The 17,544-nt window shown below is 47.0% G+C and carries 10 protein-coding genes; 5 read left to right on the forward strand and 5 right to left on the reverse strand.

Features of this window, described 5'->3' with window-relative positions:
- Positions 1 to 16 precede the first annotated feature (16 nt).
- Both AC060N_RS18830 and AC060N_RS18835 read right to left on the reverse strand, forming a co-directional pair.
- Complete coding sequence (locus tag AC060N_RS18830) at positions 17 to 5,572, reverse strand: alpha-2-macroglobulin family protein (RefSeq protein WP_479525065.1); 5,556 nt, start codon at positions 5,570 to 5,572, stop codon at positions 17 to 19.
- A gap of 113 nt (positions 5,573 to 5,685) precedes the next feature.
- Positions 5,686 to 7,221 (reverse strand): YifB family Mg chelatase-like AAA ATPase, encoded by a 1,536-nt coding sequence (locus AC060N_RS18835; RefSeq protein ID WP_479525066.1) that lies wholly within the window; start codon positions 7,219 to 7,221, stop codon positions 5,686 to 5,688.
- Between the two features lie 208 nt (positions 7,222 to 7,429).
- Between AC060N_RS18835 and AC060N_RS18840 the strand changes: the two genes are divergently transcribed.
- The 5 genes from AC060N_RS18840 to AC060N_RS18860 are packed head-to-tail and all read left to right on the forward strand — an operon-like array spanning position 7,430 to position 12,493.
- A complete protein-coding gene (locus tag AC060N_RS18840; protein ID WP_146141930.1) occupies positions 7,430 to 7,732 on the forward strand; it encodes a hypothetical protein in 303 nt (100 codons plus the stop codon).
- A 15-nt stretch (positions 7,733 to 7,747) separates the two neighbouring features.
- On the forward strand, positions 7,748 to 9,631 hold the full coding sequence (gene mutL, locus AC060N_RS18845) for a DNA mismatch repair endonuclease MutL (RefSeq protein ID WP_479525067.1): 1,884 nt from the start codon (positions 7,748 to 7,750) through the stop codon (positions 9,629 to 9,631).
- A gap of 60 nt (positions 9,632 to 9,691) precedes the next feature.
- The gene (locus AC060N_RS18850; RefSeq protein ID WP_479525068.1) at positions 9,692 to 10,510 is read left to right on the forward strand and encodes a rhomboid family intramembrane serine protease; all 819 of its coding nucleotides are present in this window, start codon (positions 9,692 to 9,694) and stop codon (positions 10,508 to 10,510) included.
- Between the two features lie 6 nt (positions 10,511 to 10,516).
- Complete coding sequence (locus AC060N_RS18855) at positions 10,517 to 11,395, forward strand: rhomboid family intramembrane serine protease (protein WP_153640510.1); 879 nt, start codon at positions 10,517 to 10,519, stop codon at positions 11,393 to 11,395.
- Positions 11,396 to 11,407: 12 nt separating this feature from the next.
- Positions 11,408 to 12,493, forward strand: a complete 1,086-nt coding sequence (locus tag AC060N_RS18860; protein ID WP_479525069.1) for an endonuclease/exonuclease/phosphatase family protein — start codon at positions 11,408 to 11,410, stop codon at positions 12,491 to 12,493.
- Here the strand turns inward: AC060N_RS18860 and AC060N_RS18865 are convergent.
- From AC060N_RS18865 to dnaE, 3 genes are read right to left on the reverse strand one after another with little or no spacing between them, the layout of a single operon-like run.
- Positions 12,485 to 13,441, reverse strand: coding sequence for a DUF58 domain-containing protein (locus AC060N_RS18865; protein ID WP_479525070.1), 957 nt, complete (start codon positions 13,439 to 13,441; stop codon positions 12,485 to 12,487). The two genes, AC060N_RS18860 and AC060N_RS18865, sit on opposite strands and share 9 nt — an antisense overlap.
- A 41-nt stretch (positions 13,442 to 13,482) precedes the next feature.
- Positions 13,483 to 13,800 (reverse strand): thioredoxin, encoded by a 318-nt coding sequence (gene trxA, locus AC060N_RS18870; RefSeq protein WP_025863097.1) that lies wholly within the window; start codon positions 13,798 to 13,800, stop codon positions 13,483 to 13,485.
- Positions 13,801 to 13,854: 54 nt separating this feature from the next.
- A complete protein-coding gene (gene dnaE, locus AC060N_RS18875) occupies positions 13,855 to 17,487 on the reverse strand; it encodes a DNA polymerase III subunit alpha (protein WP_479525071.1) in 3,633 nt (1,210 codons plus the stop codon).
- Positions 17,488 to 17,544 lie beyond the last annotated feature (57 nt).

A 17,544-nucleotide genomic window follows, 5' to 3' on the forward strand; every position in this document is an offset into this window, starting at 1 on the left:
CCGCTTTCCGGAATCATTATTTTACGACTTCCACCCATTCACCCGGCCGCCGCGCCGTTATACGGTTATCGTACATGGCCTGGCAGAGGACTGAGGGCAGATAGAATTTTCCTTCATATGCCGCATTCAGCATAACGCGGAACGTTTTTCGTTCATTCGGTTTCAACTCAAAATAGGTATTCACCCGGTCGTCACGGATATCCTGGTAATCGAATGCATCGTTCTTTAAAGAGCTCGGCACATCATTCAACCGCTGATTGATAATTTCCCAGCCAGACGGGAAAATGGTTGTCAGTGCCATCTCACGATAAATTCCGCGTTGTCCCGGATTCTGAACGGTAACAACAGCTACAAAATCGGTTCCCTGTTCCAGCTTCGACGGATCGATTTTGTTTCCCTGCATATCGGTGTAACGGACGTTCATGAACAGATTGCTTTGAACCGATGTGGTGTCACCCGTTACCGGAATACCTTCGGTCGTCACGCGGGCATACATCACATCAGATGTTTCATTCTTCACACTCAACTCCGCCGATTGATTATTTTTCAGGGCAATGGATTGCTGCCACAACGGTTTGTTGGTTTCCACCGCTTTCGCGGAAGATTGATTTACAGCAACACTTGCCTTCAATAGTTTGTCTGTCAGTTTTTGTTTGCCGGCAAATTCGGCGATCGCAATCAACGAATACGCAGTGGTCTGTGTGCTCATCCAATCATCGGTCGAGAGCTGATGTGCCAGTTCGGTTACCAGCGGGAACGCCTCTGCTTTCCGGTTCATCAACGAAAGTGTCTCCAGGATCATCGCCTCATCGCGCCAGTTGGAACCATATGTTCCGTACAATTCCCGGTAGGGTTTCACTTCCCGGCTGAGCCCGCTGATAATTTGCGATGACACTTCCGGCTGACCGGCCACCGCATAAGCAGCTGCCAAACGCCACTTGGCGATGGTGCTGACGTCTTTTTCTTCGCGTAAGCGGTTCATTGCACCCATGTCGGGATGTTGCGCTAATGCCAGGGTATACAACCGATACGCCTGAATGAGTGCCGACTGTCTGTACCGATTCGAACCATTTTCCCAGTTGCGGGCCATATTCTGCTGATAATTCAGCCATTTGCTCTTCATTCCGTAAGGCAGCGTATAACCGGCTTCTTCTGCCTTGAGCATGAAGTGCCCGGCATAATTGCTTCCCCATGGCGAAGCGTACGCCGAACCCGGCCAGTAACCAAACCCGCCGTTACTCAACTGGAAGGTGGTCAACTTATTCAGCGCAGCACGGATATTGTCTTCAATTTCCTGCTCTTTGTCCGACGGAATTTCAATCAAACGATCCAGCATCAGTTGCGGGAAAACGGCGGATGTTACCTGCTCGATACAGCCATGCGGATAATGAATCAGGTAATCCAACCGCCGACTCAAATCGAGCGGCGGAATACCCGAAAGCTCCAGACTTGCAGAATTGGTTCCTTCCATTCCCGGTGCTTTGACCTGTGTTTCCCAGGTTTTACCGGGCTGGATGAGCTGTTCTGAAACGTTGGTCACCCGCGGATTGGATGGCCGGACATTCAGCTTGATTTGATAACTGGCGGTATATTTTCCGCTTTGCGCGGTAATAGTCACCTCACCAACTCCGGTCTTATAAGCCACTTTCAGGTTGAAACCGGCCAATTGATCGCCCACTTCATCGAAATGAATTTTCTGCGTATTACTGCCAACCGTGGTGAAGAGATTGTTCGTCTCAACTTTCACCGTTACATCCTTCACCTCTGGTTTCATGGCGAATACGTTCACGGGAAGTTTTACTTCTTCTCCCGGACCGAGTACGCGCGGCAAGGTTCCCAGCAGCATCAGCGGCTTAATGACTTTCACCGACTTATCGGCATTTCCGTAAGCGCCGTCATTGCCGGCAACAACCATTACACGGACTGCGCCGATGTAGTTCGGCATTTTCAGCGTATGCGTCTGTGTTTGATTTTTCCCTAGCGTGAAAGGACCGATAAACTGCGCTACCGGTTCAAAACGATTGACCTTTTTCCTTTTGGAAGCCGCCAGATTCTGGTCGCCCCCTACAGCAAATGCCTTTTCCAAACGTGCACCGTAAGCGCCAATTACATCATCATAAAAATCCCAGGTTTTCACGCCAAGTGCTTCCCGGGCATAAAATACCGGCCAGGGATCGGGAGTTTGGAAGCGGGTCAGATCGAGCAGACCTTCATCCACCACAGCCAACGTATAGGTCATTTTGCGACCGTTCTTTTCCGATACTTTTACCTCATACGATTTTTCAGGAGCCAGTTCATCCGGCATCTCAATCTGCGGATTCAAGTGCGTTGTTGGATCTTCCACCATAATAGGAATGACCCCGTATAATCGTATCGGCGCATCGTTTTCGGTTTGCGCGTGAGGTTGAATCAGGGAAACGTGGATAAAGATGTTAGGCGCCATGTCAGGTGTTACATCAAACTGGAAAGTTGTATTCTTCTCCTTCGTTTTCACCCAGAACATTTTCAACACTTTCGAGCCGTTCTCCAGACTCACCAACGCCCGTCCATTCTTCCCGGAAGGAATGGTTACCGTTACTTTGTCGCCAACCTTATACTTGTCTTTGTCGGCTTTGAATGCCAGCATGGTAGCCATGCCCTGCATTCCCTCGGTGGCCCAGCCTCCCCATTTCGAGAAATAGGCGGTAATTCCCGTGCTATGCCCACTCACCGGATCTTTCACATAAATCAGGTAGCGGCCGTTATCATCCCAGTTTTTATACGGAATCTTCAACGAAACTTTAGCTTTCCCGTCCACGGTATTGACTGTCCCTTGCAAAACCGGGCGGCGGTAATTGCCCGTCACATAACGCGCCAGGTGATCTTCGCCGGAATCCCACCACCAGCGCCAATCCACTTTGTACACACTAATTTTTAATCCCTTCCGGGAAATCGGGTTTCCTTCCGGATCAACCGTAACGATATCCAGCGGATAAGTCGTTTCAGTTTTGTACCAGCCCGATTCGGAAGCCGGCAGTTTGATTCCCACAAAAGAACTGTAAGGTGCATACTTGATTTTCTGTACGTCGATGCTAAAATCACCGGTTTCTTCGAAAACACGCGTCGTGAAGAAAGCATTCAGCATTCCCGGAGCAGACGTCAGTTTGGGCAATTTAAAATCGACCCCCGTCTCGCCTTTCTCGTTCAGCCTGCCATCGAAAATATTCTGCTCTTCCGATACCAAATCCTTCGAAGGATCATCGAAATGGTAGTTGGCGTATTTCGGAAATGCCGTTCTTATGGCTGAGAAATTGACAGCGATTCGCGCCTTGAGATTTTTGGCAATGCCGCCATGCAACCAGGTCGCCTTTAATGTACCGTGCAAAGGTTCTGAAGAATAAACCAGTTGCTTCGTATGAAAGTCGAGATTAATCTTCAGCCGGTTGGGTTTCACGGTCTCAACTTTGATACGTTTCGTGAAGGTTTGTCCCCCGACTTTCAGCACCGCGCGCCAATTCCCGGTAGGAGCATCAGCGTCGGTCTTCGTTGTGAAGCAGTAAAATCCGTTTTCTCCGGCCGTTTTTACCTGACGGCTCACCGTCTGTCCTTTCGGATTGATGAACTCGAAAATGACCGGATGCTGTTCCGGCAACTGGTGGTTCTTATCTTCCAGAATAAACGTCAGATAAATGCGGTCGCCGGGCCGCCAAACGCCCCGCTCTCCATAGATGTAGCCTTTGATTCCTTTCTGTACCACACCTCCCGATATATCGAAATTGCTCAGCGACAGGGATGAGCCGTCATCCAACCGCAGATAAGCGTATTGACCGTCCTTCTCGGCTACCAGCAGGAAAGGCTTGTTTTTCAACTGAACCGTCGCAAAACCATCCGCATCGGTCGTCAGTGTTTCCATTAGTTGATCCTGGTAGTTGTATATCTTCAACTGAACACCCGACTCAGGCTCGGTGGTCTTCAGGTTGCTCACGGCAAAATTCATCGACTTGTCGTTGCCGCCTTTGGCAATGATCCCCAGATTGGTCGCGAACAGATTTTTAGCAACAAAACGATTGGAGTTGTAATAAGAGACATTTTCGGGGTTATCGCGCTGCGACCAGTCATATCCGGGCGGATAATAATAATCGCTGTACCAGCCCGGTTCGTCCCACTGCTCCATATCCTTTTCGCGTTTGCGGGATGCTTCCAGCTCATCAATGGCCGACGTTTGATTGTTGGGCAGTTGGCTCATTCCATACACCGAAAAATCTTTGTGAAACTGAATCTGAACGCGGTAAATAGCTCCCGGCTCAATCTTTATCAGCTTAGCCAAATCGATTTTGTAGGTATTCCAGTTCTTCAGCTTCGAAAACGAGGAAACATTCAGGTTAATTTGCTTTTGAAGAACAAGACGCCCCACCCGTTTGATATCCGAATTTCCGTCGTATTGATTGTCCTGGAAAAACTGGTGAATGTTGTTGGTATAAATTTTTATCACCCGTAAATCTATTGCCCTCAGGTTGACTGCCTCGAATGGCAAAATCAATCCTTCGGATGAAGGCATAATCGTTCCTTTTCCGACGAACTTCACCGCCGGTTTCAAATCCTGAAAACGCACGGTTATATCTGAACTTTGTCCAAGTTTATATCCCAACGCATTCCGGATTCCTTCCGAAATATAAATCTGATGTTCACCGGTCAATTGCTCCGGCGGGAACACTTGCAGCTCATTGTTATCGACCACAAACCGGAGATTGCTGCTCTTATCGATGGTGATCAGACCTTCCAGATTCTGATCCTTATCTAACGGATCGGAAAACCGAAGCGAGAGATATTGCTGCGGCTGTTGCACCACACGAACATCGGTCACTTTAAATTCATCGAGAGCAGGCAGCTCAACCTTTTCTGAACCTTCTTTATCCACGCTCAGCGGTTTGCCATTCCAGTTAACCTCTAATTCCTGGGTCGAATTGGTTCGCTGCAGGCTATCGGTCGTAAAACGATGATTTCGTCCATCGCCATTGTGCTCCCACGTCAACGAAACGGGTTGATTATTCAGGGTCACCGTTATCAGCTGCTCCACCTTTTTATCCGACGCCACATCAGCCGTGTGAACAGTTCCCGACAGGTATTGCCATTTCAGAGCCTGATCATCGAATGCCTTTACCGCCAAATCATTTACGGTAAACGATTGCCGGATGGTCGTCACCGGAAACTTCATCACCTTAAACTGAGCAGGAACATCGAGCACTTTACCCAACGCCACTTTCACCTCGTATTTGGTATCCGACTTCATCTGCTCCGACGGTGTAAATGATAGCGTGTGAGCATCCAGCCACTGAACGGTTCCCTTCACGGCAGGAGATAGTTTTATCAAACTGCCAACGGCCTCTGTTCCGGGCTGTTTTGGGTTTTTCGGTTCTTTATTCAGCTCAACGATAACCGGCGCTTTTACCGAGATAACTCCGCTGGTATAGCGACTAACATATTGTCCGAATCCACTATCCGGAGTCGATGATTGTTTTTTTCCTTTATCATTACATGATACAAGAATGGATAAGGCAACAAGATATGCTGCCAATCGAAAGGCAAGTCTCATTTGTCAGGTCTGTTTTGAATAAACTTTTGTTTGAAATGGAATATCGACTCAAGATAAACATCTTTAAGGAGTGTTGCGAATAAGTTCCGAACACTTTTCAGACAAATTTGTCGCTAAGTTCCCCAATTCTCCTTATCGAGGCTCCGATATTGAATAGCTTCGCCCAGGTGATCGGCCAGGATATTTTCCGAGCCTTCCAGGTCGGCAATGGTGCGGGAAACCTTTAAAATCCGGTCGTAAGCGCGAGCCGAAAGTCCCATCTTTTCCATGGCATTCTTCAGCAACTGGCTCCCTGCCTCATCCGGGTTGCAGTACTTGCGAAGCATCCGTGAACTCATCTGTGCGTTGGCATATATTTCGGTTCCCCGGAAACGTTCGGCCTGGATATTCCGTGCCTGTATCACCCGTTCCCGAATCTTTTCGCTGGGTTCGCCGGGCCGCAATTCCGCCAATTTATTGAAAGGAACCGGCACCACTTCCAGATGAATATCAATGCGATCGAGTAACGGGCCCGAAATCCGGTTCAGGTATTTTTGGACCATACCAGGTGCGCAGACACATGGCTTGGTGGGATGATTATAATAACCGCACGGACACGGATTCATGGACGCTACCAGCATAAAACTGGCCGGATATTCTACCGCGAAACGTGCCCGCGAAATACTAATAACCCTATCTTCCAGCGGTTGTCGCATCACCTCCAACACCGTACGCTTGAATTCCGGCAATTCGTCGAGAAAAAGAACGCCATTATGTGCCAGCGATATCTCACCGGGTTGTGGAAATGTCCCTCCGCCAACAAGCGCGACATCTGAAATCGTGTGATGCGGCGATCGGAAAGGCCGCATGGTCATCAGGGAAGTTTCTTGATCAATCTTTCCAACAACGGAGTGTATCTTAGTCGTTTCGAGCGCTTCCTTCAGTGTAAACGGCGGAAGTACCGTCGGAATCCGCTTTGCCAACATTGTCTTTCCGGCACCGGGCGGGCCTATCATCAGCAGATTATGGCTGCCAGCCGCCGCTATCTCCAATGCGCGTTTCACATTCTCCTGCCCTTTTACATCCGAGAAATCGAAGTCACTGTGGTTGATGTTGGCGAAAAATTCTTCGCGGGTATTCACCACGGTTTCTTCCAACGTTCCGTTCCCGTTGAAAAAGGCAATCACCTCGCTGATGTTTTCGACGCCGTAAATTTTCAGATTGTCGACAACCGCTGCTTCGCGGGCATTTTCTTTTGGCACAATGAAGCCTTTAAATCCTTCTTCCCGCGCTTTGATAGCTATGGGCAGAATTCCCTTAGCCGGCTGCAGTCCGCCATCGAGCGACAGCTCGCCAATCATCACGTACTGTTCCAATTCAGCATCGTTAATTTGATTGGAAGCGGCCAGTATTCCCATGGCAATGGGCAAATCGTATGCCGATCCTTCCTTCCGGATATCGGCAGGCGCCATGTTGATTACTATTTTTTTGCCGGGAATTTGAAATCCGTTCATGCGCAAAGCGGACTCTATCCGCTGCTGACTCTCTTTCACAGCGTTGTCGGGGAGACCGACCAGAAAAAAACGAAGGCCGATGGTGACATCTGTTTCTATGGTAATAATGGTGGCATCGATTCCATGAACAGCGCTGCCATAAGTTTTCACGAGCATGGTTAGGTTATTTTTAGGTCTTGTTCTATTTAAGTTACTACTTTTTGTTAACTATTTTGCCACTCTATACCAATTTTCTTTCTTAAACCAAACCAACTACACTTCTCATATTAAGCTATTTTATTGGTTATTGGACAAACAGTTCTGCCATCTCATGACGAAACGAAAATTACCGTTATCTTTGTATTTCGAACCAAAAATTGTGGTTATGGGAATGAAGTTCTTCCATGTGCCCCGGAGCAAAGATTTTCGCATGCCCTATCGTTTCTACGATCCCCGTAAAGAGGAAATGGCAGAAAGGGAAGCTCGTATCAAGGCAGAATTAGGCATTAAGGAAGAAGGGGGTAAAGAGAAAGTTACACCGGAGAATTACAAAACGTCGATAAAAGGTTCATTCCGGCAAGGTCTTAGCCGAGGCCGGTTTGCCGAACAACAGCGACGGAAATCCAACATCCGGGTGATCGTTATTCTAGTCCTTCTGGCCTTACTGGCCTTTTATATGTTGAAATAACAAACTGATTATTTAGTGTCAGACATTATCCAGCTCTTACCCGACTCGGTTGCTAATCAAATTGCGGCCGGAGAGGTTATCCAGCGTCCTGCATCGGTTGTTAAGGAATTGGTGGAAAATGCGATTGATGCAGGAGCCAATCAAATAAAAATAAATCTGAAAGATGCCGGCCGTACCCTTATTCAGGTAACCGACAATGGGAAAGGTATGTCTCCGAGTGATGCCCGGCTTGCTTTCGAGCGTCACGCCACGTCGAAAATAAAAGCGGCGGCCGACCTGTTTTCCATCCGGACGATGGGATTCCGTGGAGAAGCACTGGCATCGATTGCCGCCGTTGCTGATGTGGAGTTGCGTACTAAGCAGGAAGGGGATGAGCTGGGAACGCGGCTGCACATTGTTGGTTCGGAAGTCAAATCGCAGGAACCGGACAATTGTCCCCAAGGTTCCAACTTCTCTATCAAAAACCTTTTCTTCAATGTGCCGGCCCGCAGGAAATTCCTGAAGGCCAACAGCACGGAGTTAAAGCACATCATCACGGAGATACAACGGGTTGCTTTGGCCAATCCGGAACTGAGTTTTTCGCTTATTCATAACGACTCGGTTATTTACGATTTACCTTCCGAAAATCAGCGCAAGCGAATTGTCAATATTTTCGGCAAGAATATCAATCAAAGTCTGGTTCCAGTTCAGACTGATACCACCATTATTCGGGTTTCCGGTTATATTGGGCAGCCCCGGTTTGCCCGAAAAACCATGGGTGAACAGTTCTTTTTCGTGAACGGACGATTCATGCGTCATCCCTATTTTCATAAAGCGGTGATGCAGGCTTACGAGAAAATTCTTCCGCCTGAAACCATTCCGGCCTATTTTCTCTATTTCGAAGTAGAACCAGGCACCATCGATATCAATATTCACCCGACCAAAACGGAAGTGAAATTTGAAGATGAACGCTCGGCCTGGCATATCATTCACGCCTGTATCCGGGAAGCTTTAGGAAAATTCAATGTGATGCCGTCCATCGAATTCGACCAGGCAGGTGCCATCGACATTCCCGTTGCACCGCAACCCGGTGCCGTTGTGCCTGAGCCGGAGATTCAGGTAAATCCGGCATATAATCCATTCGAGGAAGAAAAGAAAACACCGGTCAACCCGTTTCAGCAAAGCCCGAACTGGACAAAAGACCCCAATCTGAAAAGCTGGGATAAGCTGTACCAGGGATTTGAACGCTCGAACGATTTCCCGGAAACGGATGAAGAAATATTTTCCGATGAAACGGACGAAGTTATTCAACAACCGTCGCAGCAAAATCTGCATGACGAGGCGGAAAACGGGATGCGTAACCTCAACTTTCTACAGGTAAAAAACAAATACATCATTTCGCCTGTTAAGTCGGGACTGATGGTTATCGACCAACGAAGAGCACATGAGCGTGTATTGTTTGAGCATTTCATGGCTATTTTGGAGAAAAACCTGGGAACCAGCCAACGTCAGCTTTTCCCGCCAAGGTTAGAACTTCACGCTGCCGATGCCGAGGTGCTCGACAGTATTCTGGATGAATTGAAAACACTGGGATTTGAAATTCGCAAAGCGGATGAGCAGGCTTTCTTCGTAGAAGGTGTTCCCAGCATGCTCAGTCACCTGGATGCGCGGGAGCTGGTTGAAAAATTGCTGGAAGATGTAAAGAACCGGCCGGTTGATGTGAAAGAAGAGATTAAAATAAATCTGGCACAATCATTGGCACGGGCTTCAGCCATCAATTATGGCTCGGTATTGAAATCCGAGGAAATCGGCGAGTTGTTTGACAGCCTGTTTGCCTGCAAAACACCTAATTATTCCCCAACGGGAAAAAAGATCATTACCATCATTTCGCTCGAAGAGTTTGAAAAATTGTTAAAATAGAATAACAGTTTGCCGCGAAGGAATGGTTATTTTTAATTTTAACATTTCAAAGCATTATTTATGACACAATTCAGACCACCTTCATATAACGCAATTCCCCCGGTAGTGAAAAACCTCATCATGCTGAACATATTGATGTTGGTTGCCACCTGGGCATTGAAAAGCTTTGGTATTGATCTGACCCAGAAGCTGGCTCTTTATTACCCGGCTTCACCGCATTTCAGGCCCTACCAGTTTGTTACAAGCATGTTTATGCATGCCGGCTTTATGCACTTGTTCTTTAATATGTTCGCATTATACATGTTCGGACGGGTGCTGGAAATGGTTTGGGGCCCCAAGCGCTTTCTTATTTTTTATTTCGTTACAGGACTGGGCGCTGCCGCATTTTATACACTGGTTAACTACATCGAGATTTCATCACTGAGAGATTCTGTCGCAGCGTTTATCAATACGCCTTCGCCCGAACTTCTCTCCACATTTGTGAAAGAACATTTGAAGCATGCGAGCCCCTGGGTATATGACCTGATCAACAATTGGATGGATAAGCCCAATAATCCGGCGTATATTCAGCAAGGAACCCAACTGGTACAGCGCGTGCTCGAAATGAAAATGAACATACCGGTATTGGGTGCCTCGGGAGCCATTTTCGGGGTTCTGCTGGCCTTCGGAATGTTGTTCCCCAACACGCAGCTAATGTTATTATTTCCGCCAATTCCGATTAAAGCCAAGTATTTTGTGATTGGTTATGGCTTAATTGAGTTATTTTTAGGTGTACGGAATCCGGGAAGCGACGTGGCACATTTTGCACATCTGGGTGGTATGATTTTTGGCTTTATTCTGATTAAGTTCTGGAACCGGAACTCCAACAGTTTTTATTGATTGAAAATGGGAATTTTAGAGGAAATAAAATTATCGTTTAAGAATGGCTCATATCTGACACGGTTGATTTACCTGAACATTGGTGTTTGGGTCATCATCCGGCTCATTTATGTGATCCTTTTTCTTTCCGGAGCACAAGATACGCCGGTGTTGAGTTGGCTTTCACTGCCTTCTTCATTCGATGTCTTTTTGACCCGTCCGTGGACGATTATTACCTACATGTTCCTCCATTTCCAGTTTTTTCATATTCTCTTTAATATTCTCTGGCTCTACTGGTTCGGACGTATTTTTCTTGAGTACCACGATCAGCGCAAACTACTTAGCCTCTATTTGATTGGTGGTGTTGCCGGTGGTTTGGTTTACATGCTTGCTTACAATTTCCTTCCCCCTTTCCAGGGAAAACCTTCTGAATTACTGGGTGCATCGGCAGCTGTTATTGCTATCGTAATAGCCATCTCGGTGTATGTACCCAATCATGTTATTCACTTGATGTTTATCGGGCCGGTAAAAATCAAATGGATTGCTGTCGTTTCCATTATCATGTACATTATCGGCTTGGGCGGTAACAACGCCGGCGGCGATTTTGCCCATCTCGGCGGAGCACTGTGGGGCTGGCTTTATATGTCGCAACTGGTGAAAGGCCGTAATGTTTCGCGCGGATTCGAGCGGGTTCTGGATAAATTCTTCACCTGGTTCAAACCACGAAAAAAGCTGCGGGTAGAACATCGCGGCGAAGCCGTCAATATCGACTACGAGTACAACAACAAAAAGAAAGAGCAACAGGAGTACATCAACCAAATCCTGGAAAAAATCGGTAAATCGGGATACGACAGTCTGACCAAAGAAGAAAAGGAAACACTGTTCCGAATGGGAAATAAAAAATAACCAAAAGCTACCTTGAAGAGCTTTATCCTCAAAATAGCATTCTTTGTCAACATCTTTTTTGCCCTGGCATTAGGCATATCTTATCTATCGGTGCATATACCACCGGACAGATTCTGGTATCCCGCCTTCCTGGGAATGGCTTATCCATACCTGCTACTTGTCAACATCATCTTCATCTTCTTCTGGCTTTGGTTTAAACCACGCCGCATCTGGCTTTCCCTTCTCGTCTTCATTCTTGGAATCAACCATTTCAACGATTATTACCAGCTTCTTCCTTCAAAGGATTTTAAAGGAAACGGTTATAAGATACTCAGCTACAATGTCCATCACTTCACGTACGATCTGAGTAAGAAGAAGAGTAACTCACCGGAACTGGTGGAATTCCTAAAAAAAGAAGCACCGGATATTATCTGTTTACAGGAAACCCGTCTGCTGAAAAGAGGGAAATTGAGTCCTTCCTCTATCCGCGATCTCATTCCGTCCATTCATTATTACCAGTTAGCGCACACCACCACGTATGCCGGCCCGCTTACATTTTCACGTTACCCGATTGTCAACCTGGGAGAAATTCGTTTCAAGAAATCGTATAACATGGTGCTTTTCTCGGATATTGTCCTACCGGGAAATGACACGGTACGAGTATATAATTGCCACTTACAGTCCAACCGTATTCTCCCAAATGAATACGGCGTTGTGGATTCGTTGACCACGGGGAACGACCCCAAACTGAGAGAAACGCGCCTGGTGTTAGCAAAACTGAAAAGAGCATTTGTTATCAGGGCTAACCAGGCACGGATTTTATCGGCTCACATTGCAAAGTCTCCTTACCCGGTTATTATTTGTGGTGATTTTAACGATACACCTGTTTCTTACGCTTACCGGAAAGTGAGAGGTAATTTGAAAGATGCCTTTGTCGAGTCGGGATTTGGAACCGGAAACTCGTATAACGGTCAACTACCTTCGTTCCGGATTGATTACATCCTGCACAGCAGTCTCTTTGAAGCGCATAACTTCAATCGAGTAAAAGTCGGGTATTCCGATCATTACCCGGTTACGACCACTTTGACCATCCGGGATAATAATTCTGAATCAGAATAGCTTTTTCCGCTTAACCAGGAACGACCACAAAACGTCGTGAAAGTCTTCGCGAATGTCAGCTTCAACCAAATCGATATTAAATTGTCCGCACCTTAGTTTTAGCTCGATGAAAACCTGTTCCTGCGCTTCCCGGTACATTTTCCGGTATTCGGCCGGATTCATATGAATACGCTCACCCGTTTCAATATCAATAAAGCGATGAGGACGATTGCTATAACCCAGCTCTTTCTCCAACTGGTGATCGGTCACATGAAAAAGAATGACCTCGTGTTTGTTATATCGCAAATGCTGCAATGCCTGAAAAAGATCATCGGGTGCAGAACCCGAAATCATATCACTAAAAATGACAACCAACGAACGTTTGGGCATGCTCTCAGCCAACCGGTGTAACACATCGGCCGCCTGTGTCCCGCGATTTATTTCCGGGGAACCGGTATGGATTAACTCCGCCAGCTTACCGTAAATCATATCGGAATGGACGGATGATAAACGGGCTTCGCTGTGAAAGTGCAAATCTTCGTCGAACATCGACAACCCCACTGCGTCGCGCTGTCTTCGCATGAGGTAAGTCAGGGCCGCCGCACTGTAAACAGAAAAAGCCAGCTTACTTTTTAGCACTTCTTTTCCTCTTCTCCGGTAGGGAAATAGCATCGACGAACTGGTATCGATCACCAACTGGCAACGCAGGTTCGTCTCTTCTTCGTATTGCTTAACGAATAAACGCTCCGTCCGCGCATATAACTTCCAATCGATGTGTTTGGTCGATTCGCCCGTATTGTATAACCTATGTTCTGCAAACTCTACCGAGAAACCATGAAACGGACTCCGGTGCAAACCGGTAATGAATCCCTCCACAACTTCGCGGGCAATCAGTTCCAGATTATCGAACTGCTGAAAGGCTTCTATGTCGAACAGATTTTTCAACGGAAGTGCAATAAAAAAAGGCATAAGAGAAAATCTTATGCCTTGTAAGTATACTCAATATTTTCTTACAAGAGAGCATCTAATTTCGAAGAAAGAATCGTTTTCGGTACTGCTCCAACCTGCTTGTCTGCAACATCACCACCTTTAAAGAAAAGGATGGTAGGAATATTGCGAATGCCAAATTTAGCCGCCGTTCCGGGATTGCTATCCACATCCATTTTGGTAACTACCACTTTCCCTTCATAATCATGGGCCAGCTCTTCCACCAGTGGACCAACCATACGGCACGGGCCACACCATTCAGCCCAGAAATCGACTAATACAGGTTTATCCGATTGCAATACAATCTCCTCGAAATTAGCATCAGTAACTTCAATTGCCATGTCAATATTTTTTATAGTTATTAGAATTTTCTTTGGAAAGCCCAAAGTTACAAATTAATTAATTGTAAACGCAATATCCGGATTATTTTGAAAATACTCCACCAACTCATCAGTCAGTTCGATGCGTTTGTTCCGGGAAAACATCTGAACACGAAGATTGTTTTTGGCGTCGAAAACGGCGAATTTCAACAATGTGCTTCCACTGTTTCCATTCAATCGATCACCCAAATCTTTTAGGAATTCATTGGTCACCGTTTCGACCGGAATTTCGAGCATGACGCTTTTTACCTGGCCACGCAACTCACTCAGCAAATCAATTTTATTTACCTTGAATTCCCAGTCGTTGCTGTCGCGCCACCTTGGCTGAACCTTCCCCTTCACCAACAGGAACAATCCCTGCCGGCAATATTTTCCGAAGTTAACGTAATCGTTGCCAAAGAAATAAATCTTGTGCGATTCGCTGTAATCCGTCAACGTCAGTGTTGAGAACGGCTTTCCGTTTTTCGAAATGCCTTCGTGCGCTTCGGTTACCATTCCGGCAAACGTTATATCGCGATTGCGGAAAGCATCGATGTTCTCCTTTAACTGGGCCAGGTTGACACCTTTCGTACAGAAACTTTCGATCTCCAGTTTATAATCGTCGAGCGGATGGGCCGACAGATAAATTCCGATTAAGTTCTTCTCCTTGTCAAGCAAAACAATGCGTGGCCATTCAGGAACATTCGGAATGTCCGGTTTTTTGACCTCAACAGCGTTTGCTCCGCCGAATAACGAAGCCATCGCGTTTTGTTTCTCACTCTGCATGCGGCTACCATACCGAACGAGTGACTCGATAAATGAAACGCCCTCGTTGTTTTCGGCAAAAAACTGGGCCCGCTTCATGTCACCGAAACTATCGAAAGCACCGGCCATCGCCAGCGATTCAATGTTCTTTTTATTAACCGTTTGCAAGTTCACACGTTCCACGAAATCGTATAGATCTTTGAATTCACCGTTTTCTTCGCGTTCGCGGATAATTTCATCGACGGCAGCATTTCCTACGCCTTTTATCGCGGCCATTCCGAAACGCAGGTCACCTTTCTTATTCACGAAGAATTTGGCCCGTGACTCGTTCACATCGGGTCCGAGAACCGGCAGCCCCATGTGGTTCGACTCGTCCATGAAAATGGAAATCTTATCAGAATTGGACAGGTTACGACTCAACACCGCAGCCATAAACTCGGCCGGATAATGCGCTTTGAGATATCCTGTTTGATAGGCAATATAAGCGTAGCAAACCGAGTGCGACTTATTGAAAGCGTAAGATGCAAAAGCTTCCCAGTCCTTCCAGATTTTATCGATCAGTTTTTCCGGCTTTTGGCCTACCTCTTTACATCCCTCAACAAACTTTTCGTTGCTCAGACAGCCATCGTGGAACTTCACTTTCAGTTTGGCCATGAGGTCAAACTTCTTCTTACCCATGGCTTTTCGCAAGGTATCGGATTCACCCCGGGTAAACTGTCCCAACGCGCGCGACTGCAACATCACCTGCTCCTGGAAGACCGTAATTCCGTACGTGTCATTCAGGAAAGGTTCCATCATCGGATGATCGTATACAATTTCTTCATAACCATGTTTCCGGTTAACGAAATTGGGAATGTACTCCATCGGTCCCGGACGGTACAAGGCATTCATCGCCACCAGGTCTTCAAACCGGTTGGGCTTCAGTTTGCGCAACCATTTTTTCATTCCCGGCGACTCGAACTGGAAGATGGCTGTTGTATCACCGCGACCAAACAATTCAAAAGTTTCCTGGTCATCCGGCGGCAGCGCGTCAATATCAATATCGATGCCTCGCGAAAGTTTGATGTTATCGAGACACTCTTTAATAATCGACAATGTTTTCAGCCCGAGGAAGTCCATCTTCAGCAAGCCGATATCTTCCACGAACCGTCCGTCATATTGGGTGGTCAGCAATTCCTCTTCCTTCGTGGGCATTACCGGAAGGTGTTCATCCAATGGATTCTTCCCGATAAGGACACCACAGGCATGTACTCCCGTTTGCCGGACCGAACCTTCCAGCGTTTCAGCCAACCGGAGTGTTTTGGCAACCAACAAGTTCTCCGATTGCTTTTCCATCTCCAGTTGCGGATTTTCCTTGTAGGCTTTCTGCAATGTCATCTTCGGCGCTTCAGGTACCATCTTTGCCAACCGATCGGCTTCGGGCAACGGTAACTTCAACACACGAGCTACGTCCCGCAAGGCCAGCTTGGCCGCCATGGTTCCAAATGTACAGATGTGTGCCACCTTATCGTGACCATACTTCGCCGTCACCCAATCCAAAACGAGCTGGCGACCGTCATCATCGAAGTCGATATCGATATCGGGCATCGATACACGGTCGGGATTAAGGAAACGTTCGAACAGCAAATCATACTTGATTGGGTCGACGTTGGTAATTCCCGTGCAGTATGCAACGGCAGAACCCGCTGCCGAACCACGTCCCGGGCCAACAATCACGCCCATTTCGCGGGCAGCGTTGATGAAGTCCTGAACAATCAGGAAGTATCCGGGGAAACCCATGGTTTTAATGGTCTCCAGCTCGAAGTCGATACGTTCCTTATTATCGCCGGAGAACGCTTCGCCATAACGCCATTCGGCTCCTTTGTAAACGAGGTGCTTGAGATAATCGGCTTCGAACTTCACTCGTATTACTTTGTCGTAGCCTCCCATCCGGTCATACGCTTCGCCAAATTCTTCTTTCAGTTCATCTTCACTGAACTTGTCCCTGAACTCTTCGAGCGTACCGAATGATTCAGGTATGGGGAATTCCGGCATAATCGGACTGGAGTCAAGCTCGAAAAATTCAACCTTATCGACAATTTCCTGCGTGTTAGCTAAGGCTTCCGGAACATCGGAAAACAATTCGTTCATCTCAGCAGTGGTCTTAAACCACTCTTGTCGGGTGTAACGCATCCGGTTCGGATCATCAATGTCTTTTCCGGTATTCAAGCAAATCAACAAGTCGTGTGCTTCGGCATCTTCTTCGTTCGTAAAGTGCACATCATTGGCAGCTATGATTTTTACATTGTGCTTTTGGGCTAATCCCACCAGCACTTCGTTCACCATTACCTGCTTGTCGTACACATCCATTTTCATCCTTGGATCGTCGGTCCGATGCCGCTGAAGCTCCAGGTAATAGTCATCGCCGAATACACTTTTGTACCACTCGATGGCTTTTTCGGCTCCGGGAATATCACCACGCATAACCAGCTGTGGTATCTCTCCACCCAAACAAGCCGAAGAAACAATAATCCCTTCGTGGTACTTTTCCAGCATCGATTTGTCGATACGTGGTTTATAGTACATTCCCCGCGTATTGGCAATCGACACCAGTTTCAGCAGATTTCGGTAGCCTTTCTCATTCTTGGCTAACAAAATCAGGTGGTTTCCCGAGCGGTCCACCTTATCCGATTTGTCATCCAGGCTTCGGGCTGCTACATAGGTCTCACAACCTAAAATCGGCTTCACCCCATTTGCTTTACACGTGGCATGAAATTCTTTCATTCCGAACATCGAACCATGGTCAGTCAGCGCGACTGCCTTCATACCATCGTTCTTTGCTTTTGTAACTAAATCGGGAACACTCGCAGCTCCATCCAATATGGAATACTGACTGTGGACGTGCAAATGGGTAAATGGGATCATACGGTAATTTTTATTATTCCTCTGCTCAATACGTTCTCCTTCCGGAAGAGGTTTCCG

Source organism: Prolixibacter sp. DSM 2831 (genome assembly GCF_056493735.1).

Coding starts and splice junctions, on each gene's coding strand:
- AC060N_RS18830 (WP_479525065.1), bottom strand. CDS start 5,572: ATGAGACTTGCCTTTCGATTGGCAGCATATCTTGTTGCCTTATCCATT.
- AC060N_RS18835 (WP_479525066.1), bottom strand. CDS start 7,221: ATGCTCGTGAAAACTTATGGCAGCGCTGTTCATGGAATCGATGCCACC.
- AC060N_RS18840 (WP_146141930.1), top strand. CDS start 7,430: ATGGGAATGAAGTTCTTCCATGTGCCCCGGAGCAAAGATTTTCGCATG.
- AC060N_RS18850 (WP_479525068.1), top strand. CDS start 9,692: ATGACACAATTCAGACCACCTTCATATAACGCAATTCCCCCGGTAGTG.
- AC060N_RS18855 (WP_153640510.1), top strand. CDS start 10,517: ATGGGAATTTTAGAGGAAATAAAATTATCGTTTAAGAATGGCTCATAT.
- AC060N_RS18865 (WP_479525070.1), bottom strand. CDS start 13,441: ATGCCTTTTTTTATTGCACTTCCGTTGAAAAATCTGTTCGACATAGAA.
- trxA (WP_025863097.1), bottom strand. CDS start 13,800: ATGGCAATTGAAGTTACTGATGCTAATTTCGAGGAGATTGTATTGCAA.
- dnaE (WP_479525071.1), bottom strand. CDS start 17,487: ATGATCCCATTTACCCATTTGCACGTCCACAGTCAGTATTCCATATTG.